This window comes from Cryptosporangium phraense (assembly GCF_006912135.1).
Taxonomy (GTDB): Bacteria; Actinomycetota; Actinomycetes; order Mycobacteriales; family Cryptosporangiaceae; genus Cryptosporangium; species Cryptosporangium phraense.
In genome coordinates, this window is record NZ_VIRS01000027.1 from 30,710 (window position 1) to 56,110 (window position 25,401).

A 25,401-nucleotide genomic window follows, 5' to 3' on the forward strand; every position below is an offset into this window, starting at 1 on the left:
GTGCGCGGTGAGTGACACCGCGCGCCTCGACGCGCTGAGTCGCACCGGGCTGGACGCGGCCGCGGACCCGATGTTCGACCGGTTCGCCGAGATGGTGCGCACCGTCCTGGGCGTGCCGGTGGCGCTGGTCTCGCTGGTCGACGTCGATCGGCAGTTCTTCCCCGGCGCGTGTGGGCTGGGCGACCCGTGGGCACAGGCCCGGCAGACGCCGCTGAGCCACTCGTTCTGCCAGCACGTGGTCGCGACCGCGGAGCCGCTGGTCGTCGTCGACGCCCGGGTCGACCCGCGGGTCCGGGGCAACCTCGCGATCGACGACCTGGGTGTGGTCGGATACGCGGGGATGCCGCTGACCGACGCCGACGGTCAGGTGCTCGGGTCGCTGTGCGCGATCGACCACTCGCCGAGGCAGTGGACCGAGCACGAGTTGTGCGCGCTGCGTGACCTGGCCGCGGCCTGCTCGGACAGCCTGCGGCTGCGGATCGCCAACTCCCAGACGCAGCGGGAGTTCGCCCGGACCCAGTTGCTGCTGAACGCCTCCCACGCGCTCGGCGGCACGACGACGCTCGACGAGATCGTCGTCGCGGTGCGCGATCTGGTCACCGAGGCGCTGGCTCCGGCGTACGTCGGCATCTCGCTGCTGGAGGCCGGACGTCAGGTCGTGCTGGCCTCCCAGCAGTTCCTGCCGGACCACGTCGCCGAGCGGTGGCTCCGGTACGACTCGTCGGAGCGGACGCCGACGGCGCTGGCCGTTTCGTCGGGTGGCCTGGTCCTGCTGCCGTCGCTGGACGAGGTGGGCCGGTCGGCGCCGGATGCGCTGTCGACGTTCGAGGAGATGGGCTGGCAGTCGTCGGCCAGCGTGCCGTTGCCCTCGTCCGGCGGGGCGCTGGGCGCGCTGACGCTGGCCTGGGAAGTTCCCTACCGGCTGGACTCGTCGGAGCAGGCGGTGCTGGTCGCGCTGGCCGGGTACGTCACCCAGGCGGTGACGCGGGCGTCCGTACTGGACGATCGGCGGACGGCCGCGGCGACCATGCAGAAGGCGCTGCTGACCCCGCTGCCGTCGCACCGGGAGCTGACGCTGGTCGCGCGCTACGCGCCGGCGCACCACGAGAACCACGTCGGCGGCGACTGGTACGACGCGATCACGCTCGACCAGGGGCGGCTGGCGCTGGTCATCGGCGACGTCGTCGGGCACAGCATCGCGGCCGCGGCGCAGATGGGGCAGTTCCGCACGATGCTGCGGACGCTGATCGCCGATCGGCGGGAGTCGCCGTCGTGGGTGCTGCGACGCATGGAGCGGACCGCGCACACGCTGGGCGTCGGGGGTCTGTCCACCGTGCTGCTGGCCTACCTCGATCCGACGCCCACCGGCGAGTACATGCTGACCTGGTCGAACGCCGGGCATCCGCCGCCGACGCTGGTCGCGCCGGGCGGGCCCGCGGTGATGCTGCCGGGCACCGACGTGCTGCTCGGGGTGTCGAAGGAGCTCCCGCGTCACGATCACTACGCGCGGTTGCCGCGCGGTGGTTCGCTGCTGCTGCACACCGACGGGCTGGTCGAACACCGCCGATTGCCGGTGGACGAGGGCATGGAGCAGCTGCGTGACTTCCTCGGCCGGGCGTCGTACGGCGATCCGGAGAAGCTCTCCGACGTGCTGATCGAGAACGCGGCCGCGCAGGGCCAGGACGACGTCGCTCTGCTGTTGGTGACCACGCCGAGCTGACCCTGGGTTCTGTCGGTGGGCGGGTGCAGGATGGCCGCATGACTGGAGTCGGACGCCTGGAAATGGTCGCCATCGACGCGCCGGACATCGACAAGCTGGCGGCGTTCTACGCCGAGCTCGCCGGCTGGGAGATCGTCCGCCGAGATCCCGACTGGATCACGGTCCGGACGCCGGAGGGCAACGAGGTCGCCTTCCAGCTCGCGCCGGATCTCGTCCCGCCACAGTGGCCGGGGCAGGAGCACCCGCAGCAGTTCCACCTCGACCTGCAGATCGACGGCTACCAGGCCGCCGCCGAGCGCGCGGTGGAGCTGGGCGCGACTCGGCTCGCCGACGGGCCGACGTGGATCACGCTGGCCGACCCGGCCGGGCACCCGTTCGACCTCTGCCAGGCCGACGGCGTCGGTCCGGCCATGAAGCTGTTCGCGTCGACGGTCGATGCACCCGACGCAGCCGGGCTGGCCCGGTTCTACGCCGGGGTGCTCGGCATGGAGGTGACCTACGAGGGGCCGGAGGGGGCGTTGATCGCCGGTGAAGATCACCGTGGCGCGGCCACCTCGGTGATGTTTCAGCAGATCAGCGGTTACACGGCGCCGCGGTGGCCGGATCCGGCGTATCCGCAGCAGGCGCACTTCGACATCGAGGTCGACGACCTCGATGCCGGCGAGGCGGCGGTGCTGGAGCTCGGCGCCGAACGGCTGCCCGGCCAGGGCAAGGGCTTTCGCGTGTTCGCCGACCCGGCCGGGCACCCGTTCTGCCTCACCGTCCGGATGTGAGGTGGTCGCGCTCCCGCCGGGCTCGGAGGAGTTCGGCGGTGAGCGTGGTGGCCGAGGCGCAGAGGGTGAGCGCGGCGGTGAGGAGTTCGAGGAGGGTCATGTCCCGGGTCCTTTTCTCCGGGACTCGGCTCCCCTCGCACCAGGTCCCGGCACGTGTGTGTCAGGAATCTGCTGCGCCCGGGGCGGGCCTGGTGGCCGCCGCCCCCGGTGTGTCCGGGACGCCGTGCGAGACCGTGAGCCGACGCTCTCCTCCATGGGCCTGCGCTGAGTAACAGGATACGGGCTGAGCGCTACCAGGGAACCCCGCCGATCGGTTCCCCTCCGACTGTTCGACGGGGTTCCCTATCGGGGTGTTCGGAGCCGGGGCGCGTCCGGATGGGTGCTCGGGGAGAATTTTTTCGTGAGTTACGGGCTGACGAGGGCTCCGGCGACGGCGGTTCGGCCGTCGGGGGCGCCGACGAACTCGATCGTCGTGCCGGCGCGGTGCTTTTCGCCGAGCACGGACGCGATCGCGTCGGTGACGTTCCTGGCCAGCGCGGCGAGGATCTCCGGGCCGTCCGGGCGGGCGAAGACCCCGTCGCGAATGCCGAAGGTGACGCGCGGGGCCGGGTTTTTGGCCGGCGCGCCCCCGATTCCCCAGCGGCCGGGCGCCAGCCCGACGAGCTGGACGACCGCGTCGGCGCGGGCCCACTCGCCGTAGACCTCGACGATCGCGTCGGTGAGCGCGGCGATCAGCGCGGCCTCCTTGGTGGCCAGGTCGGGCTCATGCGCGTAGAGGATGAGGTGCGGCACGCGTGCCGGAGCAGTTCGCGTCGGCCGACCTGGCGCCGCGCCATCTCTCGCTGCTGTCGTTGCTGCTGCTCGACGGGGCTCAGACCGTGTCGGAGCTGGCCGCTCGGCTGGAGATCGCGCCCACGACCGTGAGCCTGATCGTCGGTGATCTGAGCCGGAAGGGTGTGCTGGTGCGGCGAGAGGACGAGGGCGACCGCCGGCGTCGGATCGTCGATGTCGAGCCCTCGGTGCGGCCGACGATCGAGGAGTGGCTCTCGCCCGGGGCCCGGGCCTGGCGTCGGGCGTTGGCGCCGTTGACCCCGGCCGAGCAGCGGATGGTCGTCGACACGTTCCTGGCCTACGAAACCGCCATCGCCGCCGAACGTGGATAAAATGGCCTGGACGCCGCATTCTCGCGGTGCTCCCGGACGAGGGTGTGTCGTACCCGGCCAGCAAAGACGACCTCACGTAGGTGAGCTGTCATGGCATGGGTCGTGCTCGTCATTTCTGGCCTTCTCGAGACGGTCTGGGCGATCGCTCTGGAGCGGAGCCACGGATTTTCCCGGTTGGTGCCGTCGGCCACGTTCGTCGTCGCGCTCGTACTGAGCATGGGCGGGCTGGGCTACGCGCTGCGCTCGATCCCGATCGGGACGGGTTACGCGGTCTGGGTCGGTATCGGGGCGGTCGGCACCGCGCTGGTCGGCATGGCCGCGCTCGGTGAGTCGGCGAGCGTCGCGCGCGTCGGCTGTCTGCTGCTCGTCGTCGTCGGCGTCGTCGGTCTGAAGGTGTTCCATTAGGCCATGCCACTGATCGACCTGCACCGTCACCTCGAAGGGACGCTGCGCGTCTCGACCACGCTCGAGCTCGCGCACCGCGACGGTCATCCGCTCGCGTCGGCCGCGGACCCGGAAGACCTGCTGGTGGCGCGCGGGCCGCTCGGCGGCCTGCTGCCGTACCTGGCCAAGGTCGACGCGGCGCCGTCGGCCTTCCCGCGCGAGGAGGACTGGAACCGGGCGGCGCGGGAGTGCGTCGAGGACGCGGCCGCGGACGGGCTGGACCACCTCGAGGTGCGGTTCAGCCCGTGGTTCATCCGGCAGGAGACCGGGCTGGATCCGGTCGCGATCGTCGACGCGGTCGCGGACGGGATCCGGTCGGCGGCGAAGGAGGCCGGGCTCGCGGTGGGGATGATCGGGACGCTGCTGCGGGACCTCGGGCCGGCCCGGGCCGAGGACCAGGTGTCGACGCTGCTGGCCCGGCCGGACGTGTTCTGCGCGGTCGACCTGGCCGGCAACGAGGCCGGGGTGCCGGCCGCGGACTTCGCCCCGGCGTTCGCGCGGGCCCGCGATGCCGGATTGCACGTCACCGTGCACGCCGGCGAGGCCGCCGGGCCGTTCAGCGTGTGGGACGCGGTGCGGTACCTGGGGGCGGAGCGGATCGGACACGGGGTTCGGTCGGTGGAGGACCCGGCGCTGCTGGAGTACCTGGCCGGGCACGGGGTCACGTTGGAGGTGGCGCTGACCAGCAACGTGCACACGAACGCGGCGCAGAGTTACGCGGAGCACCCGGTGCGGGAATTGGTGGGGGCCGGCGTACCGGTCGCGTTGTGCACGGACGATCCGCGGACGTCGGCGATCACGTTGTCGGGGGAGTTCGCGGTGGCGCGGTCGGAGGTCGGGTTGAGTGCAGCGGAGATCGAGCGGATCGAGGCTGATTCGCGGGCGGCCGCGTTCGTTCGGTGAGTCGTCTTACGTCTTACGCGCGGACGATCGCGTCGCGGAGGCGATCCAGGGCGTCGAGGCGGGCGCCGGTCAGGGAGGGTTCTCCGGTGCGTCGAGCGGCGCGGATCGGGACCTGGCGCGGTTGGTCGGCGGCGGCGGTCGTGATCGCGGCGAGGATCGCCGGGTGCGTGCCCCAGGGGCCGCCGATCACGACGTAAGACGGGTCGGTGAGCGCGACGATCGCGGCGATCACGCCGGCGACGGCCTCGCCGAGCGCTCGTCGCACGTCCTCGCCCGTGGCGGCGATCGTGGCCAGGAGGCGGGTGACATCGATGGCGGTGGAGTCGGGTTGGCGGAGGCCCAGCTCGTCGAAGACGTCGATGAGGCGGGTGGCTCGGCCGCTCGGACCGACCGTGATCAGGTGCGCTATCTCGCCCGCCAGGCCGCCGGCGCCCTGGCGGACCTCGCCGTCGCTGACGATCGCACCGCCGAGGCCCTCGCCGAGGTAGAGGTAGGCGAAATCGCGGGCGTCGTCGCGTTCCGCCCGGGCGGCCCAGTTGACGTCGTTGTCGACGACGATCGGTCCGGCCACGAGCGGGGCCAGGACGTCGTGCGGGTCGAGTTCGCCGAGGAGGAACGGGGAGTCGGGCAGGTGGATCATCCGGCCGCTGGCCCGATCCACCGGATCGGCTGCACTGACGACCGCCACCCGGATACGCCCGCCCGCCGCCGCACCGGCGGCGCTGGCGGTGCCCGAGGCGGCCGGGGGCCCGGAGGCGGCTGCGGCGGCCTTGTGGAGGGCGGCGGCTACGTCGGTGGGGTGGGCTGGGCGGGCTACCGCCTCTTCGGACCGGGCCACCACCTCGCCGTAGGCGTCGATCCGCTCGGCCACGACCCCCTCGGGGGCGACGCTGATCGCCAGGGCCGTGCCCACCTCCTCGGCCAGCGCGTAGTACGTGCCGACGCGGCCCCGGCCCCGGCCGCCCTGGGTGCGCTCGCCGGTGTCTACGACCAGGCCGGCTTCGCCGAGACGACGCACGCTCTCGCCCACCGTCGGCTTCGAGATGCCGGTCGCCGCGGCGAGCTCGGCGCGCGTCAGGCGACGGTGCTGCATCAGCGTCCGCAGCACGTTCTCGTCGGTCATCGTCCGGAGGAGCTCCAGCGACGGCTTGTCCACGGCGCAATTCTAGGCAGGACTCTTGCCTAGAACACTCCGCCCACCTACCGTGGGTTACAAGTAAGGAGTCTTACCTAGAAGGAGCGCCCGATGACCACGCCCCTCGCCGTGCCGCACTGGGACAGCCCGCCCGCCGATCTCCCCTCGGCCGTCCGGGAGGTCAAGCGCGCCCTGCGCGCGCGGATCGCGGCCTCCGGCCGCACGGTCGACGAGGTCTTCGCCGTCGTCGAGCAGCGCATTTCAATCGAGGTGGACGCCATCGCGGCCGAGAAAGCCCGTGGCGAGCAGGTCTGGCCGGTCATCGACTACGACGACATCGCCGCCGGCACGGTGAGCCCGGACGCCGTCGCCAAGCTCCAGCGACGCGGCTGCCTCGTCGTCCGCGGCCACTTCCCGCGCGAGCAGGCCCTCGCCTGGGACCAGGGCATCGTCGACTACGTCGAGAGCAACCAGTTCTTCGAGAACTATCGCGGCCCCGGCGACGACTTCTTCGGCAGCGTCGGCTCGAAGCCCGAGATCTACCCGATCTACTGGTCACCGGCCCAGATGCAGGCGCGGCAGAGCGTCCGCATGAGCAACGTCCAGAAGTTCCTGAACAGCCAGTGGACCCACGCGTCGGAAGGCGCGCAGTGGTTCGACCCGGAGCGGGACTCGCTCTACCCGGACCGGATCCGCCGTCGCCCGCCCGGCGCCACCTCCGGAGGGCTCGGCACCCACCTCGATCCGGGGACGCTCGACCTGTGGATGACCGGGGCGTACCAGCAGGCGTTCCGGCACCTGTTCGACGGGACCGTCGAACAGTACGACCCGTGGGACGCCGCCTACCGCACCGACGGTCCGCAGTATCCGGGGTCGACGATGTGCTCGGTCTTCCGGACGTTCCAGGGCTGGACGGCGCTCTCCGACATGGCCCACGACCAGGGCGTGCTGCACACCGTGCCGATCCCGGCGGCGATGGCCTACCTGATGCTCCGCCCGCTCCTGGACGACGTTCCCGACGACGACATGTGTGGGGTGACGGTCAACCAGGTCTTCCCGGCCAACGGTGAGTGGCACCCGTTGCTGATGGAGGCGGTCACCGGGATCCCGGACGTTTCCGCTGGTGATTCCGTGTGGTGGCACTGCGACATGATCCACGGCGTCGCGCCGGTCGAGGACCAGGTCGGGTGGGGGAACGTCATGTACATCCCGGCGGCGCCGTGGTGCCCGCGCAACGAGCGGTACGCGGCGTCCGTGCGCGAGGCGTTCACGACCGGGTCGAGCCCGAGCGACTTCCCCGAGGAGCACTACGAGCGGACCTGGTCCAACCGCTTCGCGGTCGACGACCTCAACGAGACCGGGCGCCGAGGGCTCGGACTCGACTGAAGTACGCGCCGCGGATCGCGAGGATTCCGGCGACGATCGCGACGACCTGGCCGGTCCATTGCAGGACGACGCCCAGCCAGTCGGCGAACTCGCCGGGGTCCGCGATCCGGTGCCAGACCGAGCCTTCGATCAGGCCGCCGACCGTGACGAAGAGCGCGGCGATCAGCCCGACGACGAGCGGCCAGCGCGGCCGGGTCAGCGCGAGCACCAGCACCCCGGCGATCCCGAGGATGAAGGGGCCGGGCGGGATCGTCGGGAAGTCCGCGACCCCGGCGAAGTACTCGATCGTCAGGCCCGCGGCGGCCACCAGCAGTGCGGTTCCCATGACCTTTCGCATGGGCTCCACGCTGCCGAAGCTCGCCGGCGCGCGCGTCGGCGCGACGACGTATCGGGTTCTACGCGGATTCGCGTACGGGCGGGGTTTGTCGTAGCAAAGGAGTAAGACCGGGGGCATGACGTTCTCGAAAGCGCGGTTGGCGCGGATGCACGACGTGATGGCGGGGCACGCGACGAGCGGGTACGCGCCCGGCATCGTCACGCTGGTGGCCCCGGGCGACGACGTCGTCGTCGACGCGGTTGGCACCACCGATCTCGAAGGCAGCGCGCCGATCCGGCGCGACGCGATCTTCCGGATCGCGTCGATGACCAAACCGATGGTCGCGGTCGCGACCCTGATGCTGGTGGAGGAGTGCGTCCTCCGGCTCGACGAGCCGGTCGACCGGTGGCTGCCCGAGCTCGCCGACCGCCGCGTCCTCCGCCACTTCGACGCCGATCTGGACGACACGGTGCCGGCGAAGAGGCCGATCACCGTCCGTGACCTGCTGAACTTCACCTGGGGCTTCGGGATGCTGGTCGGCGCGGGGGCCAAGCTCGTCCAGGCGGCGACCGAGGTACGCGCCCTCACCGGGGTGCCGCAGCCGGAGACCGAGCTCGACCAGGACGAGTGGCTGCGCCGCCTCGGCTCGCTGCCGCTGGCCCACCAGCCCGGCGAATCCTGGACCTACAACACCGGCTCCGACGTGCTCGGCGTGCTGATCTCCCGAGCCTCGGGCCAGTCCCTGGAAGGCTTCCTGCGCGAGCGTCTCTTCACGCCGCTGGGCATGACCGACACCGGCTTCTCGGTGCCGGCCGACCAGCTGCACCGTCTGCCGACCAGCTACCTGGCCACCGCCGACGGTCTGACGCTCCGCGATCCCGGCGGCGCCGAATCGGCCTGGCGCAACGCGCCGACGTTCAGCTCCGGCGCCGGTGGCCTCGTGTCCACGGTGGACGACTGCTTCGCGTTCGCGCAGCTGCTACGCAACTTCGGTCGGCACGGCGGCGAGCGGCTCCTCGCCCGGACGTCGGTCGAGGCCATGGCCACCGACCAGCTCACGCCGGAGATCAAGGCGTCGTCGCCCTGGTTCCCCGGCTATTGGAGCAGCCGGGGCTGGGGCTTCGGCGTCGGCGTCACGACCCGGCGGGCCGGTGGCGCCGCGGTACCCGGTCAGTTCGGGTGGGACGGCGGGCTCGGCACGTCGATGTGGATCGATCCGGCCGAGGACCTGGTCGGCATCCTGCTCACCCAACGCGCCGCGTTTCCGCAGAACTCGAACGTCTATCTGGACTTCTGGACGTCGGCCTACGCGGCGCTCGACGATCAGAGCCAGTGATTGTCGTGCTCGGCGTAGAACTCAGCCTTCTCCTCGTCGGACATCTCGCTGATCCGGAGCAGACCCTCGAAGTAGGCCTCGCGCGGCGCGCCCGGCGCGAACTGCAACAGCATCGACGCCGGTTCGCCGGACTCGTTGCGGAAACCGTGGACGCCTCCGGCCGGTACGTGCACCCAGTCGCCGGGCGTCGTGTCGTTCCAGCGCGTGCCGTCGTAGATCCTCACGGTGCCCGAGAGGATGTAGAACGACTCGGCGATCGAGCGGTGGAAGTGCGGGTCGGGGCCGCTGCGCACGCCGCTGAACTCCCAACGGTAGAGGCCGAACAGCCCGCCGGTCGACTCGTGCGTGGCCAGGTAGTGCACCGTGTTGCCGTTCGGGTAGGTCAGCTCGGGTGGGGTGCTCGAGCTCCGGTACGAGGCGGTCAGGGTTCCGGTGTCTCCGGTGTAGAGCGGCGGCGGATAAGACATTGCTACTGCCTATCACTCACCAGGGCCACAGCCGTATAACGCAGGACAAAACTGCCGCCGACCGCGTCCACCGCGGCGCCGATGCCGGCCAGTAGGGCGTCCAACTGGGGTTGGGGCAGTGTGGTGTGACCACCGGAGGTGGGAACCTGATCGAGCCACTCGTCGCGGGTGTAGGTCCGTTGCCACTCGTAGAACCAGTGGTCGACGGGGCCGAAGGCGCCGGACCCGCGGAGGCCGGCCTCGGCCGGTTCGAAGAAGAGCCGCCACGGGTCGCGGCCGGAGGGACGGGCCCAGGGCTTGAACGGGAGGTCGGGCAGCACTTCGCGGTAGACCGCGCCGAACGCCTCGGCCAGGTCGGGGTCCGGGTCCCAGACGTTCCAGAACAACGCGAGGAGTCCGCCCGGGCGCAGCACCGAGGCGGCCTTCGCGGCCCCGGCCGACGGGTCGATCCAGTGCCAGGTCTGGGCGGCGACGACCGCGTCGAACGTGCGACCGGCCGAGTCCCAGGTCTCGAAGCCCGCGACGTCGGTCTCGATGCCGTAGCGACGGGCGAGTGCGGCCATCCGGGCGTCGACCTCGACGCCGTGGACGATGCAGCCGGCCTCCCGGAGTTGGCGGGCGGCGATGCCGGTACCGGTGCCGACGTCGAGGACGTCCGGCCCCGGCGCGGTCCGCGCGATGCGGGCGATCAGGGCGTCCGGGTAGCGGGGGCGGGCGCGGTCGTAGCGGTCGGCGTCGGCGCCGAACGATTCGGCGATCTGACGAGCTTCATGTGAGGGTTGAGTGGGCATGTGCCCACTCTAGTGGGCGGTCGCCCACTCATGCGACGATTTCCGAGTGCCAACCGGGATCGCGCTCCGCGACGTGCGCGAGCAGCTGTTCGACGCCGCCGAGCGGGTGCTCCTCGCGCACGGGCCGAGCGCGCTGACCAGTCGGGCGGTCACCGACGAGGCGGGCGTCGCGAAGGGCGTGCTGCACCGGCATTTCGCCGACTTCGACGCGTTCCTGGCCGAGTTCGTGCTCGATCGGATCCATCGGATGGACCCGAAGGCCGCCGCGTTGCGCGAGGCCACCGGCACCGGGCGGGTCGTCGACAACCTGGCCCAGGCGCTGATCGGGCTGTTCGGGTCGGTCGCGGTGGCGATCGTGGCGCTCGTGACGTTCCGCGACGGGCTGCGGGCCCGGCTGCGGGACACCTGGCCGGCTGGGGTGCCGGTGCTCACGGATGCCGCCGACATCATCGCCGGGTACCTCCGCGCCGAGCGGTCCGGTGGGCGCCTCAAGCCGGACGCGGACGTCGACACGATCGCGTTCATGCTGATCGGCGCTGGTCATCTGCTGTTCGCGGACCGGACGGGGACGCCGCCGGAGCCGTCGGTGGTGTGGATCAAGGTTGCGGCGGTCGTTGGGCCCTGGTTGGCCTGAGAAACGCGCGCTGTCGATTTTCGGCGAGCCCGTTGGTCGGTAGTTCGGACGAACTGGCCGATCGAGTACGAGCCCCGTGAGGGCGGTGCCGAAAAGGGCCTCACCGGCCACGGTGGCCAGGTCACCGCCTGGGAACCCGGCCGCCTCTTCCGCACCCGCGCCGAGGGCCCCAACGGCTGGTTCAACCAGCTCGAATACCGCCTCGAAGGCCGGGACGGGACGACCCACGTCCGCTACCGGCACACCGGCTCGTACGCCGACGACCCGCTCGAGTACGAGCAGTGCGCCGCCCACACCACGTTCTACGAAGAAACCCACTTCCTCGGCCTCCGGACCGGGGACTCCCTCGTCGCGGTCTTCGGCCGAGACGCCTGGGGAGGTTCGGTCGGCGTTTCGCTGCACTTCTTCGGTCCGGACGCCAACCTGGAAGCCGAACGAGCCTGCCGGCAGGAAGTGACCTCCGCAACGGTCTGCTCACCGACGGGCCGTTCGTCGAGACCAAAGGGGGCCCTCGCCGGCCTCTTCATCCTCGAAGCGCGAGACCTCGACCACGCGCTCGAACTCGCGAAGATGACCCCGATCGTCGAAGGCGGCGTCGACCTCGCCGAGGAGAGCGTCCAGGACGCGTATGTCGTCGCGCTCACGGCCTGGGAGCGCGACGGGATCCCCGAGCGTCCGGGCGCCTGGCTCACCACCGCCGCCCGCAACAAGGCGCTCTCGACGCTGGCCCGTCGGCAGACGCTGGAGGCCAAGCTCCCGTTGCTGGTGGTCGAGCCGCCGACGGAGAAACCGGCCGACCCGCTCAGCCTGGTCTTCACCTGCTGCCATCCCGCGCTGTCGCCGGAAGCCCGGATCGCGCTCACCCTCCGGCTGGTGTGCGGCCTCACCACGCCCGAGATCGCCCAGGCCTTCCTCGTCCCCGAGGCCACGATGGCCGCCCGGCTCACCCGCGTCGATCTGACCGATCGGGCGGTGGATCTCGCCCGGCTCCTGCACGCGCTGCTCCCCGACGAGTCCGAGGCCACCGGATTGCTGGCTCTGCTCCTCGTCCACAAGGCGCGGGAGGGAAGCCGGGTCGGACCGGAGGGCCGGCTCGTCCGCCTGGCCGACCAGGACCGTTCGGTCTGGGACCGGGTGGCGATCGCGGAGGCCGACCGACTGGTGGTGACCGCGCTGCGGTCGCGTCCTCCCGGGAGGTTCAGCCTGCAGGCCGCGATCGCCGCCCTTCACGCTCAGGCGCCGACGTACGACGCGACCGACTGGCCGCAGATACGGACGCTCTACGACGCGCTGCTCCGGGGGTGGCCGACGCCGGTCGTGGCGCTGAACCGGGCGGTAGCCGTGTCGATGGTGGACGGTCCGGCCGCCGAGATGATCGGCACGCCGGTCTCGGCGAGGTCGCGGAGGAGCGGGGCGTCGACGTCGGTCACGATGCCGGCCACGTCGCTCAGCCCGAGCACCGTGAACGGCGACGCGGCCCCGATCTTCTCGGCGCTGGCCAGCACGTAGGTGTCGGCGGCCCGCCGGGACAGCGCCCGCTTCATCGCGGCCTCGTCGGCGTCGCCGGTGGTGAGTCCTTCGGTCGGGTGCACGCCGGTGACGCCCATCAGGAAGACGTCCGCATGAACCAGGGACGCGGACTCGACGGCGGCGGCGCCGCACGCGACCGCGGAGTGCTTGAAGATCCGGCCGCCGATGACGTGTAGTTCGACCGCGGGGTGGTCGACGAGCGCGGACGCGATCGTCGGGCTGTGGGTGATGATCGTGGCGTTGAGGTCCCTCGGGAGGGCGCGGGTGACCGCGAGGGTCGTCGTGCCGCCGTCGAGGATCGCGGTGCAGCCGGGAGCGATCAACTGGGCGGCGCGGGCGGCCACGCGCTGCTTGGAGTCTGGTTGCACGTTCTTGCGCGTTTCTAGGTCACCGATCGCGGGTGAGACCGGGAGGGCACCGCCGTACACACGCTGGCACAGGCCGGCCGCCGCTAGCTCGCGAAGGTCGCGACGGATGCTGTCCTCGGAGATCCGCAGCTCAGCGGCAATGTCTTTGGCGACGATGCGGCCGTCGGTGCGGAGCCGGTCGAGCAGGAGCTCGTGACGCTGGGCGGCGAGCATTCATGTTCCTTCTTGTTTGTCCTTGGTATTGCACGTAGCGTACTACGCATGATGATTCTGATTGCTGGTCCCTACCGTTCCGGCACGGGCGACGATCCGGCGCTGATGGAGGCGAACCTGCGGCGGCTGGAGGAGGCCGCGTGGCCGCTCTTCCAGGCCGGGCACGTGCCGATGATCGGCGAGTGGGTCGCGTTACCGGTGCTTCGCGGGGCCGGTGGCACGGGTCCGGCCGATCCGATCGCGGCCGAGATCATGTACCCGACCGCGCAGCGGCTGCTCGAGCGCTGCGAGGGCGTGCTGCGGCTACCGGGCGAGTCGACCGGGGCCGACCAGGACGTGGCGATCGCCCGCGAACGGGGCATTCCGGTGTGGTTCAGTCTGGAAGACGTGCCGCCGTCTAACCTGCACGAATGAGCGTCGCGGACGAGATCGGCCGGGGTAGGTACGTCAGCCTGACGACGTACAAGAAGGACGGAACACCGGTGGCCACGCCGGTGTGGCACGCCTATGTCGACGGTGTGGTCTACGTGATCTCCGAGGCGAGCGCGTGGAAGGTCAAGCGGATCCGGAACAACCCGGCCGTGCAGCTCACCGTGTGCGGCATCCGGGGGCGGATCGCGCCGGACGCTCCGACGGCGTCGGGAACGGCCCAGCTGCTGGACGAATCCGAGGAGCCCAGGGTCCGGCGCTACATCGCGAAGAAGTACTGGATGTCACGGATCGCCAATACGGCGACCGCGGTGTTCCGCATCAAGCGCCCACCGGTGACCTGCATCGCGATCACGATTCCGTGACCGACGAGTGGTCGCCGGTCGCCGTCGCCTGGGCGCGGTGGTGGGGGACGTTCGCGGCGCCGGTCTGGGAGACGTTCGCCGACGGTAGCCGGGTGCTGGACGTCGGGTGCGGAAGCGGCGAGTTCCTGGCGTCGCTCGGGGCCCGCGGAGTCGCCGGGGCCGATCCGTCGCCGGCGATGGTGCAGCTCGCCGCGGCCGCGGCGCCGGGCGCGGACGTACGCGTAGCGGACGCCGAAGCCCTGCCGTGGGCCGACGACAGCTTCGACCTCGTGACCGCGATCAACGCGCTGCAGTTCGCCGACGACCCGGACGCGGCCGTCGCCGAGATGCTGCGCGTGACCGTGCCGGGCGGACACGTCGCGGTGGCGAACTGGGCCGAGCGGGCCCGCAACGACCTCGACGTGATCAACGCGGCGCTGGCCGACGAGCCGCTGGAAGACGGCGACCTGCGCCTGCCGGGCGGCCTCGAGGAGATGCTGGAACCCGCGGCCGACGTCCGGTCCGGCCTCGTCGAGGTCCCGTGGACGGCGGCGGACGACCACGACCTGGTCGCCGGCCTCCTGTTCGGCGAGGACGACCCGTCGCTGGCCCGGACGATTCTCGACGCGGCCCGCCCGTTCCGCACCGAGACCGGCGGCTACCGGTTCGTGAACCACTTCCGCTGGGCGATGGGCACGAAAAAGCCCGGCCGGTAGAACCGGCCGGGCTTCTCCGGAACTACTTGGTCAGGATCTTCGAGAGAACCTCGTGCACGTAGGTGTTCGCGTGCTCGCCGGTGAACGAGGACGCGTACGGGCCCGACGCGGTGACCGGCACGTTCACGCCGGTGTGGCCGCTGGTGGTCCAGTCGATGTTGAACTTGAGCGAGCTGCCCGCGATCGCGAACGGCCCGTCTTCCTTCGAGATGCCGTCGCCGGACTCGTCCGCGGTGTCCTCCGCGGCCTCGACGGTGGCGCCACCGCAGTCGTGGTCACCGGTGATGACCAGCAGCGTGTCGGGGTGCGTGGCGACGTAGGCCTTGGCGACCTTGACCGCCTTCTCGAGCTCGGCCATCGACTTGAGGACCTTCTCGCCGTTGTTCTCGTGCGAGAACTCGTCGATGCCCTCTTCCTCAACGAACAGGAAGAAGCCGTCCTTGTCGGTCTTCAGCGTGCTCAGCGCCTTGGACGTCATGTCGGCGAGCGGGACGACCGGGTTGTAGATGTCGCCCTTGCCTTCCTCGCGCTGCTGGAACATCTCCTCGTTGGAGAAGAGGCCCAGGAGCTTGCCGCCCTTGGCCGCCTTCAGCTGTGCGGCCGAGGTGACGTAGGTGTAGCCGGCCTTCTTGGCCTTGGCGATCAGGTCGCCCTTGGTGCCCTTGCTGGCCTCGGTCGGGTCCTCGGCCGGCTTGTCCGGGAACGCGCCCGGGCTGCCCGCGGGGAGCCACCAGTCCTCGCCACCGCCGAGAATGACGTCGGGCTTGCTGACCTCGAGGTACTGACGGGCGATGTCGTCCTGCTGACCGCGGTCGACGGTCTGCGAGAACCACGCGGCCGGGCTCGCGTCGGTGACCTGCGCGGTCGTGACGAGACCGGTGGCCTTGCCGGCCTTCTTGGCCTGCTCGCCCAGCGTCGCGAGCGGCTTCTTGTTGACGTCGACGCTGATCGCGCCGTTGTAGGTCTTCTGGCCGGTGGCCCACGCGGTGGCGGCGGCGGCGGAGTCGGTGATGGCGGTCTTCGGGTCGTGCGGGCTCGTGCTGAGCTGACCCGAGTAGGGCAGGCTGTCCATCGCCAGGCGACCGTCGAGGCCGGTCATCGCGAGACGGGCGGCCTCACGGTGCGCGGCCGACATGCCGTCGCCGTTGATGAAGATGACGCTCTTGGCCTTCGGGTGGCCGCCGTTCGCGTCGGCCGCGCCCACGGTCATCGTGGCGGCGCCGACGGCAGCGACTACCGCAACCGACCCGGCGAGCCAGCGCAGTCCTTTGTTCTCCACGGATCCTCCTGTGTCTATGACCCAGGTCAGGCAACACCAGCGGCAACGATGGCAACTTGCGCACATATGAACTAGATATGAATTCGTTGTAGGGACAAACGACTTCGTCTCGGTCAGCTGCGCAGTCGATGGCTGATTCAGAGTGCTTTCGCCAGCACCTCGTGGACGTGGGTGTTGGGGTGCTTGCCGGTGAACATCGACGAGAGCGGGCCGGTCGCGGTGACCGGGACGTCCACGCCCGTGTGGCCGGTCGTCGTCCAGTCGAGGCTGAACCGGCGCGGGCTGTGCGCGATCGGGAACGGCCCGTCCTCCCGCGAGACGCCGCTGCCCGACTCGTCGGTCTTCGAGTTGTCCTCGACGGTCAGGCCGCCGCACTCGTGGTCGCCGGTGACGACCACCAGCGTGTCCGGGTGCTTCGCCGCGTAGGCCTTGGCGACCGCGACCGCCTTGTCGAGCTCGCCCATCGCCTGCAGCATCCGGGTCGCGTTGTTGTGGTGCGAGAACTCGTCGATCGCTTCCTCTTCGACGAACAGGAAGAAGCCGTCCTTGTCGTTCTGCAGCACGTCGAGAGCCTTGGACGTCATGTCGGCGAGCGGAACGACCGGGTCGTAGACGTCACCCTTGCCCTCCTCGCGCTGCTGGAACATCTCCTCGTTCGCGAACAGCCCGAGCAGCTTCCCGTCGTCCGGCGCGGCGCGCAGGTCGGCCGCCGACGACACATACCGGTAGCCGTCCCGGCGGGCCTGGGCGATCAGGTTGCCCTTCGTGCCCTTGCTCCGCTCGCCGTCGCCGTCCGGGAACGCGCCCGGGTTCGAGGACGGAAGCCACCAGTCCTCGCCGCCGCCGAGGATCACGTCCGGCTTGCTGACCTCGAGGTACTGACGTGCGATGTCGTCCTCATCCTTTCGGGAGGCCTCGTTGGCGAACCACGCGGCCGGGCTCGCGTCGGTCACCTGGGCCGTCGTCACCAGTCCGGTGGACTTCCCGTCGTCCTTCGCCTGCTCCCCCAGCGTCCGCCAAGGCTTTTTGTGGACGTCGACGCTGATCGCGCCGTTGTAGGTGCGCTTGCCGATCGTCCAGGCGGTCGCGCCGGCGGCGGAGTCGGTGATCGCGCTGACCGGGTCGTCCGGGCTGGTGGTCAGCTGACCGGAGACGGGCAGGCTGTCCATCGTGAGCCGGCCGTCGAAGCCTTTGTAGGTGAGGCGTGCGGCCTCGCGCTGGGCCGGACCCATGCCGTCGCCGTTGATGAAGATGACGCTGCGGGCCCGAGGTCCGTCGTTGTCGGCGCGGGCGGCGTAGGTGACGGCGCCGCCGGCGACGAGCGCAGCGGCGGTGGTGAGGGCGGCGAAGGTCTTTGGGCGCACGCGGCTAGGGAACACCTTTTTGAGCGAATCGCCCGGTATTGGGGTTGATTCGGCGGTTCGGGCGTTTGAACAGGCCCTAGCCGGCCCAGTGCGTGGGGCGGAACCAGTTGCGCGACTCGGCCGGGAGGAACAGGAGTAGGACCATTCCGCCGCCGAGAAACGTCGGCGCGCCGCCGATGACGGGCCACGGCGCCGGCCCGGTGAACATCAGCAGGCCGTAGATCACCAGGACGACCGCGATGAGCGTGGCCAGCACCAGCCCGCCCCGACGCCCTAGGTAGACCATCCAGGCCGTCCACAGCGTCAACGCACTCAGGACGAGGAACCCGAACGCGGCGGTGAGTCGGTCGCCGACCGTGCCGGACGTGGCGAGGAATCGATAGGCGGCGTACACCGCGATCAGCCCGCCGAGCACGACCAGCACCGCGACGACGATCTGCAGGGGAGTGGGCGGCTGGCGACGCAGCGGAGGCATGCTCAGCTCCCAGTGGCCAGAAACGGTACGGACACCCCGACCATGGCCCCACCAGCTACACACGACCTACACGTCCGAGCAGGGCGACGCTGCGGCCCGGAGTGTCGGCAACCGAACCGTCGGGCCGTAGTGGCGGCGATCGAGTCGTTCCGGATTCAGCGCGAATCTAGTGGTGCACCGGGGGAGAGGCTCCCGGGCAGACACCAGGAGGCTGGACACCATGAGCGGTTGCTACGACTACGAGTACGACTACTGCGGAGACTACGACTACGACTACTGCCGCCCGCGGCGCCGTCACCACAAGCGTCGCCACCACAACGACTGCTGGGACTACAACTACTGCAGCTGACACAACGCGAGATTCCTAGGCCCCGGAGCGCCCCGAGCGTTCCGGGGCTTTCGCTGTGCGCCGGGCGCGCCCGGCCGTACGGGCTTCGGGGTAGTCCCGGAGCCGGATCTCCGGGGCCGGTCGAGGGAGTCTCCCGATGTGCCGGGGGCGGTCGGAGCCGCACCCTTATGGCATCGGTTCGAACACTCCAGAAGGGGAGCCCACACCATGAACGACGTCCACCGCTACCTCGCCTCCAAGGGTCTGGTCCGGCCGCGGGAGGGGCGCTTCCTGGGTGGTGTCTGCGCCGGCCTCGGCGCCCGCATCGGCATCGACCCGTGGCCCGCGCGGGCCCTGTTCGTGCTGACGATGCTCCTGATCCCGGGCAGCCAGGTTCTCCTGCTGTACCCGATCCTCTGGATCCTGATGCCCGCCGAGGAGCGCGCCACCTACTCGAACCCGATGGTCCCCCCGGCCGCCGCCTGACCCCGGAGACGATGCCTGGAGCGCCAGCGCGCGCTCCGGGCATCGTCCTGTGTTGCCGCGCTAACGCGCCGGACGTTCGCTGGGCGATCGAGCGACATCCCGAAACCCGGGAACCTGAAGACCGGAACGGGTCACCTGACCCCGCAAACCGAGCGAGGAGGCTGAGCGACATGAGCGGTAGCTACCACCACGAGTACCACCGGTGCGACGACTGGGACTACAACGACGTCCGGCCTCGTCGCCGCCGGCTGCAGCGCAAGCGCCACAACGACTGCTGGGACTTCTACCCCGGCCACTGAGCCCGAGCGCCCGGAGCTTCCGCTCCGGGCGCTCTCTGCTCACGCCCGGGCCCGCACCGCCGGCGCGATCTCCGTACCCAGCCGCTCCAGCGACGCCTCCACGAGCTCACCCGGCAACCCGCCCCAGTCGACCAGCAACTGCACCCGATCGAATCCGACGACCTTGTGCAACTCGACGAGCTTCTCGGTGACCTGCTCCGACGTCCCGATCATCAGCGGACGCCCGGGCTCGCGGCCCTCGACGAAATCCCGCGGCGAGACCGTGTACCCGCCACCGCCGGGCTGCTTCGGCCGCAGGAAGTCGCGATAGTACGGATACGTCGACGCGGCCTCCTCCTCCGACGACGCCCCGAAGTAGTGCGCCGCCACGCCGACCTGGAGACCGCTCTGCCCCGCGCGGTCGCCGGCCGCCCGGTAGAGGTCGACCAGCCGGCGCAGGTGCTCCGGGTCACCCCCGAGATACCCCAGGATCAGCGGTAACCCGAGCACACCGGCCCGCGCGGCACTGGCCGGCGTCCCACCGGCCCCGATCCACATCGGGACGTCGGCCCGCGGCCCGACCGTGGCCCGCGACAGCGGTGGCCGGAACTCGCCGCGCCACGAAATCTCCCCCTGCTCCCGCAGCTGCAGCAGCAACCCGAGCTTCTCGGTGAACACCTCGTCGTAGCGCTCGATGTCGATCCCGAACAGCGCGAACGGCTCCGGGTGCGCGCTCCGCCCGACCGTCATCTCGGCCCGACCGCCGCTGATCAAGTCCAGCGTCGCGAAGTCCTGGTAGACCCGCACCGGGTCGAGCGCGCTCAGTACGGTCACCGCGCTGGTCAGCCGGATGTTCGACGTGCGCGCGGCCACCGCGGCCAGCACCGGCGCCGGCGACGACACGACGAAATCGCGGCTGTGGTGCTCACCGACCCCGAAGACGTCGAGGCCGAGCTCGTCGGCCCGGACGCCCAGCTCGATGATCTGGCGCATCCGGGAAGCCTCGGACACCGACCGGCCGTCCACCGTCCGCGGCTGCCGATCCGACAGTGACGCGATCCCGATCTCGATGCTCATCGTCCTGCTCCTTCGAAAGTGGAAGACATCTTCCATATCAACAACTGGAAGGTCGCTTCCATTTCGAGTTACGGTGAACCGTGCCACCGACGCGAGCGGACGCGGTCCGCAACCGGCAGCGAGTCCTCGACGCCGCCGCCGAGGAGTTCCGGATCGCCGGGCTCGACGTCCCGATGAGCGAGGTGGCCCGGCGCGCGAACGTCGGCATCGCCACGCTGATCCGGAACTTCCCGGCCCGCGAGGACCTGGTCGCGGCCGTCTTCGGGCCGGCGATGACCGCCTACGCCGACCGGGCGGCGGCCGCGGCCGCGGATCCCGCTCCCTGGCCGGCGTTCTGCGACTTCATCCGGTACGTCTGCCGGATCCCGCAGGACGACCGGGGCTTCGGCCAGGTCCTGACGACGATGTTCCCCGGCGTCGAGGTGCTGGAGGCCGAGCGTCAGCGTGGGCTGCGCGAGTTCGTCCGGCTCGTCCGCCGGGCGAAGGCATCCGGCGCGCTGCGCGCCGACTTCTCCCCCCACGACCTTCCGCTGATCCTGCTGGCCAGCGGCGGGGTGGCCCGGCCGCTCGGACCGGCGGCCGACCGCCTGGTCGGCTACCTCCTGCAGTCGTTCTCGTCCATCAATACGGACGCTCTGCCCGCGCTGCCGCCGGTCCGCGCGCTGTATGCGGCCCTCGAGGCCGGCTCCTCTATCTCCCGGTAGAGATGACGTTCCGCCGCCGGGACGACGAGATCGACGACGGCCGTTCGTAACTTCGAGTCATGAACGCATCCCTGCCGAAGAGCCAGAAAGCCGCTGCCGTCCTCGTCGTCGCCGGAGGGCTGGCGCTGACCGTGCTGGGCTGGTGGATCGTCGGTTTCGAGTACCGCGACGACCTGGGCCGGTTCGTCGACGTCACCTGGTGGCTGCACGGGGCCGTGCGGGCGCTCGGCCTGCTGGCGTTCGGCAAGGTCGGCTTCAAGATCGCGCTGGCCGTCGTCGGCGTGGTCGTAGCTGTCGGAGCGAAGCTCCGCTCGCGCCGCGGAGCGCGGGAACCTCAGGCCTGAAGGAGGCTCCGGAACAGGTCCCGGAGCGGGCCCGCGAGCTCCTGCTCGGACGCGGACGTCAGGGGCTCGATGCCGGTCGACAGCCGGACGAGCAGCATGCCGAACGTCGCGCAGAGGGCCACCTCGGCCCGGAGCACGAGGTTCTCGTCGACCGGCCGGCCGGTCAGCCCGGCGAGCCGCTCGGCCTGACTGCGGAGCACGTCCCGACGGATGCGGTCGCCGCGCTCGTCGCCGGACGACCGGAGCAGCAACAGCAGCCGGTCGGTCGGCCGGTCGCCGATCGACGCGCCGGCCATCTGAGCCGCGATGAGGTCGGGGAGCTGCTCGAGAGTGGCGTTCTCGGGTATGGAGCGGGCCAGGTCGTCGGCGGTACCGACCAGGCACTGCTCGAACAGGCCCTCTTTGCTCGTGAAATACCGGCTGATCAGCGCCACGTTGACGCCGGCCTCGTCGGCGATGTCCCGCACGGTCGTGGCGCTGTAGCCGTCGGTGGCGAACCGGCGACGAGCGGCCTCGAGCAGGCGCTGCCGGGTGCCGGCGGCGTCTCGGCGTCGGGCGGGTGCGCTCATGACGCCAGCGTAAACATTCGCCGCAGTGATGTAAACGACTGTTGACTTGCCGCGGGCCCGGCCGATACTGAGGAAGTCAGCGTCTGTTTACAACCGCTCCCGAGGACGTCATGAAGAAATCGAACGGCTCCCTGCTGGTGCTGTACCTCTCGCTGGGTGGCCTGGCGTTCGCGGTGCTGCAGTCCCTGGTCGCCCCGGCGCTGTCGACGATCGCGACCGACCTCGACGCATCGACCGGCGACATCAGCTGGATCCTGACCGCGTACCTGCTCTCGGCCTCGGTGCTGACGCCGATCCTCGGCCGCCTCGGCGACATGATCGGCAAGCGCAAGGTGCTGATTGCCGTGCTGGCCGTGCTCGCCGCGGGCACACTGCTGGCCGCGCTGGCCCCGAACCTGATCGTGCTGATCCTCGCGCGCGTGCTGCAGGGCGCGGCGGGCGCGATCCTGCCGCTCTCGATCGGCATCGTCCGGGACGAGCTGCCGCGGGAGCGGGTCAGCGTCACGGTCGGCCTGCTCTCGGCGATCTTCGGTATCGGCGCCGGCGTCGGCATCGTCGCGGCCGGGCCGATCGTCGAGAACCTGTCTTGGCACTGGCTGTTCTGGCTGCCGCTGGTGCTGGTCGTGGTCGCGTTGATCGGGGTCATCTTCGGGATGTCGGAGTCGCCGGTCCGCACGCCGGGCCGGCTCGACGTGCTTGGTGCGGCGATCCTGTCCGTGTCGCTGGTCGCGCTGCTGCTGGCGATCAGCAAGGGCGAGAGCTGGGGCTGGGCCGACGGGCTGACGCTCGGCACGGCCGGGCTCGGCGTCGTCGGGCTGATCGGGTTCGTGCTGGTCGAGCTGCGCACCGCCGAGCCGCTGATCGACATGCGGCTGATGCGGGTCCGGGGCGTGTGGGCCACCGACGTGGTCGCGATGGTGCTGGGCTTCGCGATGTTCGGCACGTTCGTCCTGGTGCCGACGCTGCTCGAGCTGCCGGCCGCCACCGGCTACGGCTTCGGCAAGTCCGTGTCGCAGGCCGGGCTGTTCCTGCTGCCGACCGTCATCATGATGGTGCTGTTCGGTCCGCTGGCCGGGCTGCTCGACCGCCGGTTCGGCCCGAAGGTGCCGATGTTCCTCGGGACGGTCGCCGTCGTCGGGGCGTTCGTGGTGCCCGCGGTGTCCCACGGCGAGATCTGGCTGGTGCTGATCTCCGGAGTCCTGACCGGGATCGGCATCGGGTTCGCGTTCGCCGCGATGTCCAACGCGATCATCGAGAGCGTCCCGGCCACCCAGACCGGCGAGGCGACGAGCGTCAACACGATCGCGCGGACGATCGGGAGCAGCATCGGGACCGCGGTGATCGCGGCGGTCATCTCGTCGAACAGCACGCCGCAGGGGCTGCCGACCGACGACGCGTTCACGCTCGGATTCACGCTCTGCGCGGGCGTGGCCGTGCTCGCGGTGCTGGCGTCGCTCCTGGTGCCGGCCGCGAAGCGGCGGCGGCAGGAGGCGCTGGCGCACGGTGTCGACGACCTGGAATCGGTCGCCTGATCGGTGCGCTGGAAAGCCCCATCGAGTGTGTTAACGGTCGCGCGAGGGTACTCGTGATGATGTGAAAATCGTGCTGATCGTCGTGTTCGCGGCGCTGGCGGGGTTGGCGGTCTACCGCCTGATCGCCGGCGGCCGCGCGCGCCGGCGGGCGGAGTTCAGCGGCGATCCGGCCGAGGCCGACTCGCTGCGGCCGTCCCGGCAGGTGTTCCGGGCCGTTCGCGCGGCCGAACACACGCAGGTTCGCTACGACGGGACGATCGGCCCGGATTCGTAGAACCGGCGGAGGGCGGCGACGAGCTCGCTCCGGTCGTCGGCCCGAGTGGCCAGGACGGGCCGGGCCGTCCGGGGCTCGGCTGCCGTCCGGACGCGGATCGACGCGCCAGAACGCGTCCCAGATCGGGTCCAGGATCCGGGGCATCGGCTCGGTCTTGATGTCGTCGAGCGTGACCGTCTCCCGGCCGACGAGCCGGTGGTCGTCGGGTACCAGCAGGAGCCGCGGTTCGTCGTAGAGGACGGTGACGCGCAGCCCGTCGACAGGGAACGGCAGTCGCGCGACCAGCACGTCGACGCGGTGTTCGAGCAGCGTGTTCTGCGGGGCCTGCCAGTCGACGTGCAGCGTCCGGACGTCGGCCTCGGGGTGAAGGCGGCGGAGAGCGCGCACGGCGGGCGTCACGATGAGGTTGGCGGCGTAGCCGACCGTGATGCGGTTCAGGTCGGCGGCGACGCGGGTGCGCACGGCGGCACGCTCCATGGCGTCCAGAGCGGCGCGGGCGTGCGGGAGGAAGACCTCGCCGGCCGGGGTGAGGCGGGTGCCGTGCGGGGTGCGGTCGAGCAGGCGGGCCCCGACCTGCTGCTCGAGGCGGGTGATCTGGCGGCTGAGGGAAGCCGCGCGTCGGCGTTCTGCTGCCGGTTTCGTTCACCTCGACCCCTTCTCTGGACGCCCACCGGGCGGCCGTGGCGCGCCTGGAGAGCGCGGGGTACCGCGCCGCCTGGGTGAACGAGGTGATCGGGAAAGACGCGTTGGTGCAGGTCGCGGTGTTGCTCGCGGCGACGCGGGAGATGGTGTTCGGGACCAGTATCGCGAACATCTGGGTGCGGCCGGCGCCCACGATGAGTGCCGGGGCGGCGCAGCTGGCGCAGGCGTATCCGGGGCGGTTCGTACTCGGGCTCGGGGTGGGGTACCCGGAGCAGGCGGCGGCAGTGGGCCGGTCGTTCGGTTCGCCGGTGGTGACGATGCGGGCGTACCTGGAGGAGATGGACGTTCCGACCCAGCCGCCGGTGCCGTCGGTGGCGTACCCGAGGTTGATCGCGGCCAACGGGCCGCGGATGTTGGCGTTGGCCGGGGAGTCCGCGGACGGGGCGGTGCCTGCGGGCCAGTCGGCGGAGCGGACGGCGGCTGCCCGGGAGGCGCTGGGGGCGGGGAAGTTGCTGGTGGTGGGTACCGGCCCGGCGTTTGCGGCCGAGCATTTGGCGGCCGGCGCTGATCACGTCCTGGTGATGCTCGACCGAGGAATCGACTACGAAGAGGGCGTCGCCCAGTTCGAACGCCTAGCTCCAGAATTGACGGTTCTCTGAGCCCGGGTGCATGGCGTCGAGCTGTTTGTCGCTGTCCGGCTCCCGTGAGCGAGGATGCCCGGCGCCTGACGTTTGTCATGGGTGGGTGGTGATCGTTGGGACCGGAAGTGCGGCGGGCCGGCTCATAGCTTCGGTACATGACCCGCGCCACCTTCACCACGCTGAGCTGCTGGGCCGTCGGCACGATCCTGTACCACCTCGGAGCCACGGGACTCTTCCTCGCGATCCGCCGCGATCCGCACGCCCTCGCGCACGGCCAGGTCTGGCGCCTGATCTCTCCGGTGCTCGTGCAGCCCGATCCGTGGAGCGCGGTTGTCGTGCTCGCGGTCGGCGCGGCGATCGTCGGTACCGCGGCCGAGCGCGTGTTCGGCACCCCGCGCTGGATCCTGCTGTTCCTCGCCGGTGCCCTGGCCGGGCACACCGCGGGCGAGTTCTGGCAGCCCTACTCGAGCGGGATCTCGGTCGGGTTCGCCGGCCCGCTCGGCGGACTGGTCGCCTGGGTCCTACTGACCCGCGTGCGCGGCCGGCGCTCCGCCCCGCGCCTGGCCCGCGTGCGCGGCCGGCGGTATAGCGCAGCGCCGCTGGTGATCGGCTCGATCGCGATCCTGGCCGGGGCGATCTGGCTCACGATCCGGACCGACATCCACGGCCCCGCGCTCCTGGCCGGCGTCGTCGTCGGGGCCGTGCTCGTCGGCACGAGCAGTACGGTCCGCCAGTGGTCC

General features: G+C 70.9%; 30 protein-coding genes, 3 pseudogenes and 1 riboswitch. Of the genes and pseudogenes, 21 read left to right on the top strand and 12 right to left on the bottom strand.

Annotated elements, in window-relative coordinates:
- Nucleotides 1–7 precede the first annotated feature (7 nt).
- Both FL583_RS29940 and FL583_RS29945 read left to right on the top strand, forming a co-directional pair.
- Entirely contained in the window at nt 8–1,720 is a 1,713-nt protein-coding gene (locus FL583_RS29940; RefSeq protein ID WP_205752574.1) for a GAF domain-containing SpoIIE family protein phosphatase, read from the top strand.
- A 38-nt stretch (nt 1,721–1,758) separates the two neighbouring features.
- Nucleotides 1,759–2,493: a VOC family protein gene (locus FL583_RS29945; RefSeq protein ID WP_142708208.1), complete on the top strand. Its 735-nt coding sequence runs from the start codon at nt 1,759–1,761 to the stop codon at nt 2,491–2,493.
- Nucleotides 2,494–2,898: 405 nt separating this feature from the next.
- Here the strand turns inward: FL583_RS29945 and FL583_RS29950 are convergent, their stop codons facing one another.
- A complete protein-coding gene (locus FL583_RS29950; RefSeq protein WP_142708209.1) occupies nt 2,899–3,285 on the bottom strand; it encodes a tautomerase family protein in 387 nt (128 codons plus the stop codon).
- Nucleotides 3,286–3,287: 2 nt separating this feature from the next.
- Here FL583_RS29950 and FL583_RS29955 point away from each other — a divergent pair, with 2 nt between their 5' ends.
- The 3 genes from FL583_RS29955 (at nt 3,288) to add (ending at nt 5,003) form a co-directional block, all read left to right on the top strand.
- A complete protein-coding gene (locus FL583_RS29955) occupies nt 3,288–3,656 on the top strand; it encodes a MarR family transcriptional regulator (RefSeq protein ID WP_142708210.1) in 369 nt (122 codons plus the stop codon).
- A gap of 10 nt (nt 3,657–3,666) precedes the next feature.
- Nucleotides 3,667–3,732: riboswitch (guanidine-III (ykkC-III) riboswitch) on the top strand.
- Between the two features lie 14 nt (nt 3,733–3,746).
- The gene (sugE, locus tag FL583_RS29960) at nt 3,747–4,061 is read left to right on the top strand and encodes a quaternary ammonium compound efflux SMR transporter SugE (protein WP_142708212.1); all 315 of its coding nucleotides are present in this window, start codon (nt 3,747–3,749) and stop codon (nt 4,059–4,061) included.
- A 3-nt stretch (nt 4,062–4,064) separates the two neighbouring features.
- Entirely contained in the window at nt 4,065–5,003 is a 939-nt protein-coding gene (gene add, locus FL583_RS29965) for an adenosine deaminase (RefSeq protein WP_142708215.1), read from the top strand.
- A 13-nt stretch (nt 5,004–5,016) separates the two neighbouring features.
- Here add and FL583_RS29970 read toward each other — a convergent pair whose 3' ends face one another.
- Nucleotides 5,017–6,159 (bottom strand): ROK family transcriptional regulator, encoded by a 1,143-nt coding sequence (locus FL583_RS29970; protein ID WP_205752575.1) that lies wholly within the window; start codon nt 6,157–6,159, stop codon nt 5,017–5,019.
- 90 nt (nt 6,160–6,249) lie between these two features.
- Between FL583_RS29970 and FL583_RS29975 the strand changes: the two genes are divergently transcribed.
- Nucleotides 6,250–7,524, top strand: coding sequence for a YbiU family protein (locus FL583_RS29975; protein WP_142708216.1), 1,275 nt, complete (start codon nt 6,250–6,252; stop codon nt 7,522–7,524).
- Here the strand turns inward: FL583_RS29975 and FL583_RS29980 are convergent.
- Nucleotides 7,487–7,861 (bottom strand): hypothetical protein, encoded by a 375-nt coding sequence (locus tag FL583_RS29980; protein WP_142708218.1) that lies wholly within the window; start codon nt 7,859–7,861, stop codon nt 7,487–7,489. The genes FL583_RS29975 and FL583_RS29980 overlap by 38 nt on opposite strands.
- 115 nt (nt 7,862–7,976) lie before the next feature.
- Here FL583_RS29980 and FL583_RS29985 point away from each other — a divergent pair, with 115 nt between their 5' ends.
- Complete coding sequence (locus FL583_RS29985; RefSeq protein WP_142708220.1) at nt 7,977–9,176, top strand: serine hydrolase domain-containing protein; 1,200 nt, start codon at nt 7,977–7,979, stop codon at nt 9,174–9,176.
- Here the strand turns inward: FL583_RS29985 and FL583_RS29990 are convergent.
- Nucleotides 9,164–9,643: a cupin domain-containing protein gene (locus tag FL583_RS29990; RefSeq protein WP_142708222.1), complete on the bottom strand. Its 480-nt coding sequence runs from the start codon at nt 9,641–9,643 to the stop codon at nt 9,164–9,166. The two genes, FL583_RS29985 and FL583_RS29990, sit on opposite strands and share 13 nt — an antisense overlap.
- A 2-nt stretch (nt 9,644–9,645) precedes the next feature.
- Nucleotides 9,646–10,434 (bottom strand): class I SAM-dependent methyltransferase, encoded by a 789-nt coding sequence (locus FL583_RS29995; protein ID WP_142708223.1) that lies wholly within the window; start codon nt 10,432–10,434, stop codon nt 9,646–9,648.
- A 46-nt stretch (nt 10,435–10,480) separates the two neighbouring features.
- Between FL583_RS29995 and FL583_RS30000 the strand changes: the two genes are divergently transcribed.
- The gene (locus FL583_RS30000; protein WP_142708225.1) at nt 10,481–11,068 is read left to right on the top strand and encodes a TetR/AcrR family transcriptional regulator; all 588 of its coding nucleotides are present in this window, start codon (nt 10,481–10,483) and stop codon (nt 11,066–11,068) included.
- 570 nt (nt 11,069–11,638) lie between these two features.
- Nucleotides 11,639–12,442, top strand: a pseudogene (locus tag FL583_RS42735) (RNA polymerase sigma factor); the annotation flags it as partial.
- Here FL583_RS42735 and FL583_RS41985 read toward each other — a convergent pair.
- Nucleotides 12,349–13,179: a DeoR/GlpR family DNA-binding transcription regulator gene (locus tag FL583_RS41985; RefSeq protein WP_142708227.1), complete on the bottom strand. Its 831-nt coding sequence runs from the start codon at nt 13,177–13,179 to the stop codon at nt 12,349–12,351. The pseudogene FL583_RS42735 and the gene FL583_RS41985 sit on opposite strands and share 94 nt — an antisense overlap.
- Nucleotides 13,180–13,230: 51 nt before the next feature.
- Between FL583_RS41985 and FL583_RS30015 the strand changes: the two genes are divergently transcribed.
- From FL583_RS30015 to FL583_RS30025, 3 genes are read left to right on the top strand one after another with little or no spacing between them, the layout of a single operon-like run.
- A complete protein-coding gene (locus FL583_RS30015; RefSeq protein WP_142708282.1) occupies nt 13,231–13,593 on the top strand; it encodes a DUF4406 domain-containing protein in 363 nt (120 codons plus the stop codon).
- A complete protein-coding gene (locus FL583_RS30020; RefSeq protein WP_142708229.1) occupies nt 13,590–13,973 on the top strand; it encodes a PPOX class F420-dependent oxidoreductase in 384 nt (127 codons plus the stop codon). The genes FL583_RS30015 and FL583_RS30020 overlap by 4 nt, the downstream gene beginning before the upstream one ends.
- A complete protein-coding gene (locus tag FL583_RS30025; RefSeq protein WP_142708230.1) occupies nt 13,970–14,668 on the top strand; it encodes a class I SAM-dependent methyltransferase in 699 nt (232 codons plus the stop codon). The genes FL583_RS30020 and FL583_RS30025 overlap by 4 nt, the downstream gene beginning before the upstream one ends.
- A 22-nt stretch (nt 14,669–14,690) precedes the next feature.
- Here FL583_RS30025 and FL583_RS30030 read toward each other — a convergent pair whose 3' ends face one another.
- The 3 genes from FL583_RS30030 to FL583_RS30040 form a co-directional block, all read right to left on the bottom strand.
- Nucleotides 14,691–15,878: an alkaline phosphatase gene (locus tag FL583_RS30030; RefSeq protein WP_142708283.1), complete on the bottom strand. Its 1,188-nt coding sequence runs from the start codon at nt 15,876–15,878 to the stop codon at nt 14,691–14,693.
- Between the two features lie 206 nt (nt 15,879–16,084).
- Nucleotides 16,085–17,326 carry an alkaline phosphatase gene (locus tag FL583_RS30035; protein ID WP_420843220.1) on the bottom strand — a complete coding sequence of 414 codons (1,242 nt, stop codon included), beginning with the start codon at nt 17,324–17,326 and terminating at the stop codon, nt 16,085–16,087.
- Between the two features lie 61 nt (nt 17,327–17,387).
- On the bottom strand, nt 17,388–17,786 hold the full coding sequence (locus FL583_RS30040; protein ID WP_142708231.1) for a hypothetical protein: 399 nt from the start codon (nt 17,784–17,786) through the stop codon (nt 17,388–17,390).
- Between the two features lie 220 nt (nt 17,787–18,006).
- Between FL583_RS30040 and FL583_RS42565 the strand changes: the two genes are divergently transcribed.
- From FL583_RS42565 to FL583_RS42570, 3 genes are all read left to right on the top strand, one after another.
- The gene (locus FL583_RS42565) at nt 18,007–18,135 is read left to right on the top strand and encodes a hypothetical protein (RefSeq protein WP_276611646.1); all 129 of its coding nucleotides are present in this window, start codon (nt 18,007–18,009) and stop codon (nt 18,133–18,135) included.
- A gap of 207 nt (nt 18,136–18,342) precedes the next feature.
- On the top strand, nt 18,343–18,600 hold the full coding sequence (locus tag FL583_RS30045) for a PspC domain-containing protein (RefSeq protein WP_142708232.1): 258 nt from the start codon (nt 18,343–18,345) through the stop codon (nt 18,598–18,600).
- Between the two features lie 170 nt (nt 18,601–18,770).
- Complete coding sequence (locus FL583_RS42570) at nt 18,771–18,899, top strand: hypothetical protein (protein WP_276611647.1); 129 nt, start codon at nt 18,771–18,773, stop codon at nt 18,897–18,899.
- A gap of 39 nt (nt 18,900–18,938) precedes the next feature.
- Here FL583_RS42570 and FL583_RS30050 read toward each other — a convergent pair whose 3' ends face one another.
- Nucleotides 18,939–19,955 carry an LLM class flavin-dependent oxidoreductase gene (locus FL583_RS30050; RefSeq protein WP_142708233.1) on the bottom strand — a complete coding sequence of 339 codons (1,017 nt, stop codon included), beginning with the start codon at nt 19,953–19,955 and terminating at the stop codon, nt 18,939–18,941.
- An 80-nt stretch (nt 19,956–20,035) separates the two neighbouring features.
- On the opposite strand from FL583_RS30050, the gene FL583_RS30055 reads away from it, so the two are divergent.
- Nucleotides 20,036–20,659, top strand: a complete 624-nt coding sequence (locus FL583_RS30055; RefSeq protein ID WP_142708234.1) for a TetR/AcrR family transcriptional regulator — start codon at nt 20,036–20,038, stop codon at nt 20,657–20,659.
- Between the two features lie 59 nt (nt 20,660–20,718).
- A complete protein-coding gene (locus FL583_RS30060; RefSeq protein ID WP_142708235.1) occupies nt 20,719–21,003 on the top strand; it encodes a hypothetical protein in 285 nt (94 codons plus the stop codon).
- On the opposite strand, the gene FL583_RS30065 is transcribed toward FL583_RS30060, so the two are convergent.
- Entirely contained in the window at nt 20,994–21,572 is a 579-nt protein-coding gene (locus FL583_RS30065; RefSeq protein ID WP_205752580.1) for a TetR/AcrR family transcriptional regulator, read from the bottom strand. The genes FL583_RS30060 and FL583_RS30065 overlap by 10 nt on opposite strands.
- A gap of 110 nt (nt 21,573–21,682) precedes the next feature.
- Between FL583_RS30065 and FL583_RS30070 the strand changes: the two genes are divergently transcribed.
- Nucleotides 21,683–23,104 carry an MFS transporter gene (locus tag FL583_RS30070; RefSeq protein ID WP_142708236.1) on the top strand — a complete coding sequence of 474 codons (1,422 nt, stop codon included), beginning with the start codon at nt 21,683–21,685 and terminating at the stop codon, nt 23,102–23,104.
- Nucleotides 23,105–23,165: 61 nt separating this feature from the next.
- Complete coding sequence (locus tag FL583_RS40440) at nt 23,166–23,378, top strand: hypothetical protein (protein ID WP_170323940.1); 213 nt, start codon at nt 23,166–23,168, stop codon at nt 23,376–23,378.
- Nucleotides 23,379–23,438: 60 nt separating this feature from the next.
- Here the strand turns inward: FL583_RS40440 and FL583_RS43155 are convergent.
- A pseudogene (locus FL583_RS43155) lies at nt 23,439–23,987 on the bottom strand (LysR family transcriptional regulator); the annotation flags it as partial.
- 17 nt (nt 23,988–24,004) lie between these two features.
- On the opposite strand from FL583_RS43155, the gene FL583_RS30080 reads away from it, so the two are divergent.
- A complete protein-coding gene (locus FL583_RS30080; protein WP_142708237.1) occupies nt 24,005–24,679 on the top strand; it encodes an LLM class flavin-dependent oxidoreductase in 675 nt (224 codons plus the stop codon).
- 137 nt (nt 24,680–24,816) lie between these two features.
- Nucleotides 24,817–25,359: pseudogene (locus FL583_RS43160) on the top strand (rhomboid family intramembrane serine protease); the annotation flags it as partial.
- Between the last annotated feature and the right edge of the window lie 42 nt (nt 25,360–25,401).

Bases quoted from the DNA above. Each gene is read 5' to 3' on its own strand.
- FL583_RS30060 (WP_142708235.1), top strand. From the start codon at position 20,719: ATGAACGCATCCCTGCCGAAGAGCCAGAAAGCCGCTGCCGTCCTCGTC.
- FL583_RS29985 (WP_142708220.1), top strand. From the start codon at position 7,977: ATGACGTTCTCGAAAGCGCGGTTGGCGCGGATGCACGACGTGATGGCG.
- FL583_RS30045 (WP_142708232.1), top strand. From the start codon at position 18,343: ATGAACGACGTCCACCGCTACCTCGCCTCCAAGGGTCTGGTCCGGCCG.
- FL583_RS42570 (WP_276611647.1), top strand. From the start codon at position 18,771: ATGAGCGGTAGCTACCACCACGAGTACCACCGGTGCGACGACTGGGAC.
- FL583_RS41985 (WP_142708227.1), bottom strand. From the start codon at position 13,179: ATGCTCGCCGCCCAGCGTCACGAGCTCCTGCTCGACCGGCTCCGCACC.
- FL583_RS29975 (WP_142708216.1), top strand. From the start codon at position 6,250: ATGACCACGCCCCTCGCCGTGCCGCACTGGGACAGCCCGCCCGCCGAT.
- FL583_RS30015 (WP_142708282.1), top strand. From the start codon at position 13,231: ATGATTCTGATTGCTGGTCCCTACCGTTCCGGCACGGGCGACGATCCG.
- FL583_RS30070 (WP_142708236.1), top strand. From the start codon at position 21,683: ATGAAGAAATCGAACGGCTCCCTGCTGGTGCTGTACCTCTCGCTGGGT.
- FL583_RS30040 (WP_142708231.1), bottom strand. From the start codon at position 17,786: ATGCCTCCGCTGCGTCGCCAGCCGCCCACTCCCCTGCAGATCGTCGTC.
- FL583_RS30030 (WP_142708283.1), bottom strand. From the start codon at position 15,878: ATGACCGTGGGCGCGGCCGACGCGAACGGCGGCCACCCGAAGGCCAAG.
- FL583_RS30050 (WP_142708233.1), bottom strand. From the start codon at position 19,955: ATGAGCATCGAGATCGGGATCGCGTCACTGTCGGATCGGCAGCCGCGG.
- FL583_RS42565 (WP_276611646.1), top strand. From the start codon at position 18,007: ATGAGCGGTTGCTACGACTACGAGTACGACTACTGCGGAGACTACGAC.
- add (WP_142708215.1), top strand. From the start codon at position 4,065: ATGCCACTGATCGACCTGCACCGTCACCTCGAAGGGACGCTGCGCGTC.
- FL583_RS29980 (WP_142708218.1), bottom strand. From the start codon at position 7,861: ATGCGAAAGGTCATGGGAACCGCACTGCTGGTGGCCGCCGCGGGCCTG.
- sugE (WP_142708212.1), top strand. From the start codon at position 3,747: ATGGCATGGGTCGTGCTCGTCATTTCTGGCCTTCTCGAGACGGTCTGG.
- FL583_RS29945 (WP_142708208.1), top strand. From the start codon at position 1,759: ATGACTGGAGTCGGACGCCTGGAAATGGTCGCCATCGACGCGCCGGAC.
- FL583_RS29990 (WP_142708222.1), bottom strand. From the start codon at position 9,643: ATGTCTTATCCGCCGCCGCTCTACACCGGAGACACCGGAACCCTGACC.
- FL583_RS30020 (WP_142708229.1), top strand. From the start codon at position 13,590: ATGAGCGTCGCGGACGAGATCGGCCGGGGTAGGTACGTCAGCCTGACG.
- FL583_RS30065 (WP_205752580.1), bottom strand. From the start codon at position 21,572: ATGAGCGCACCCGCCCGACGCCGAGACGCCGCCGGCACCCGGCAGCGC.
- FL583_RS29995 (WP_142708223.1), bottom strand. From the start codon at position 10,434: ATGCCCACTCAACCCTCACATGAAGCTCGTCAGATCGCCGAATCGTTC.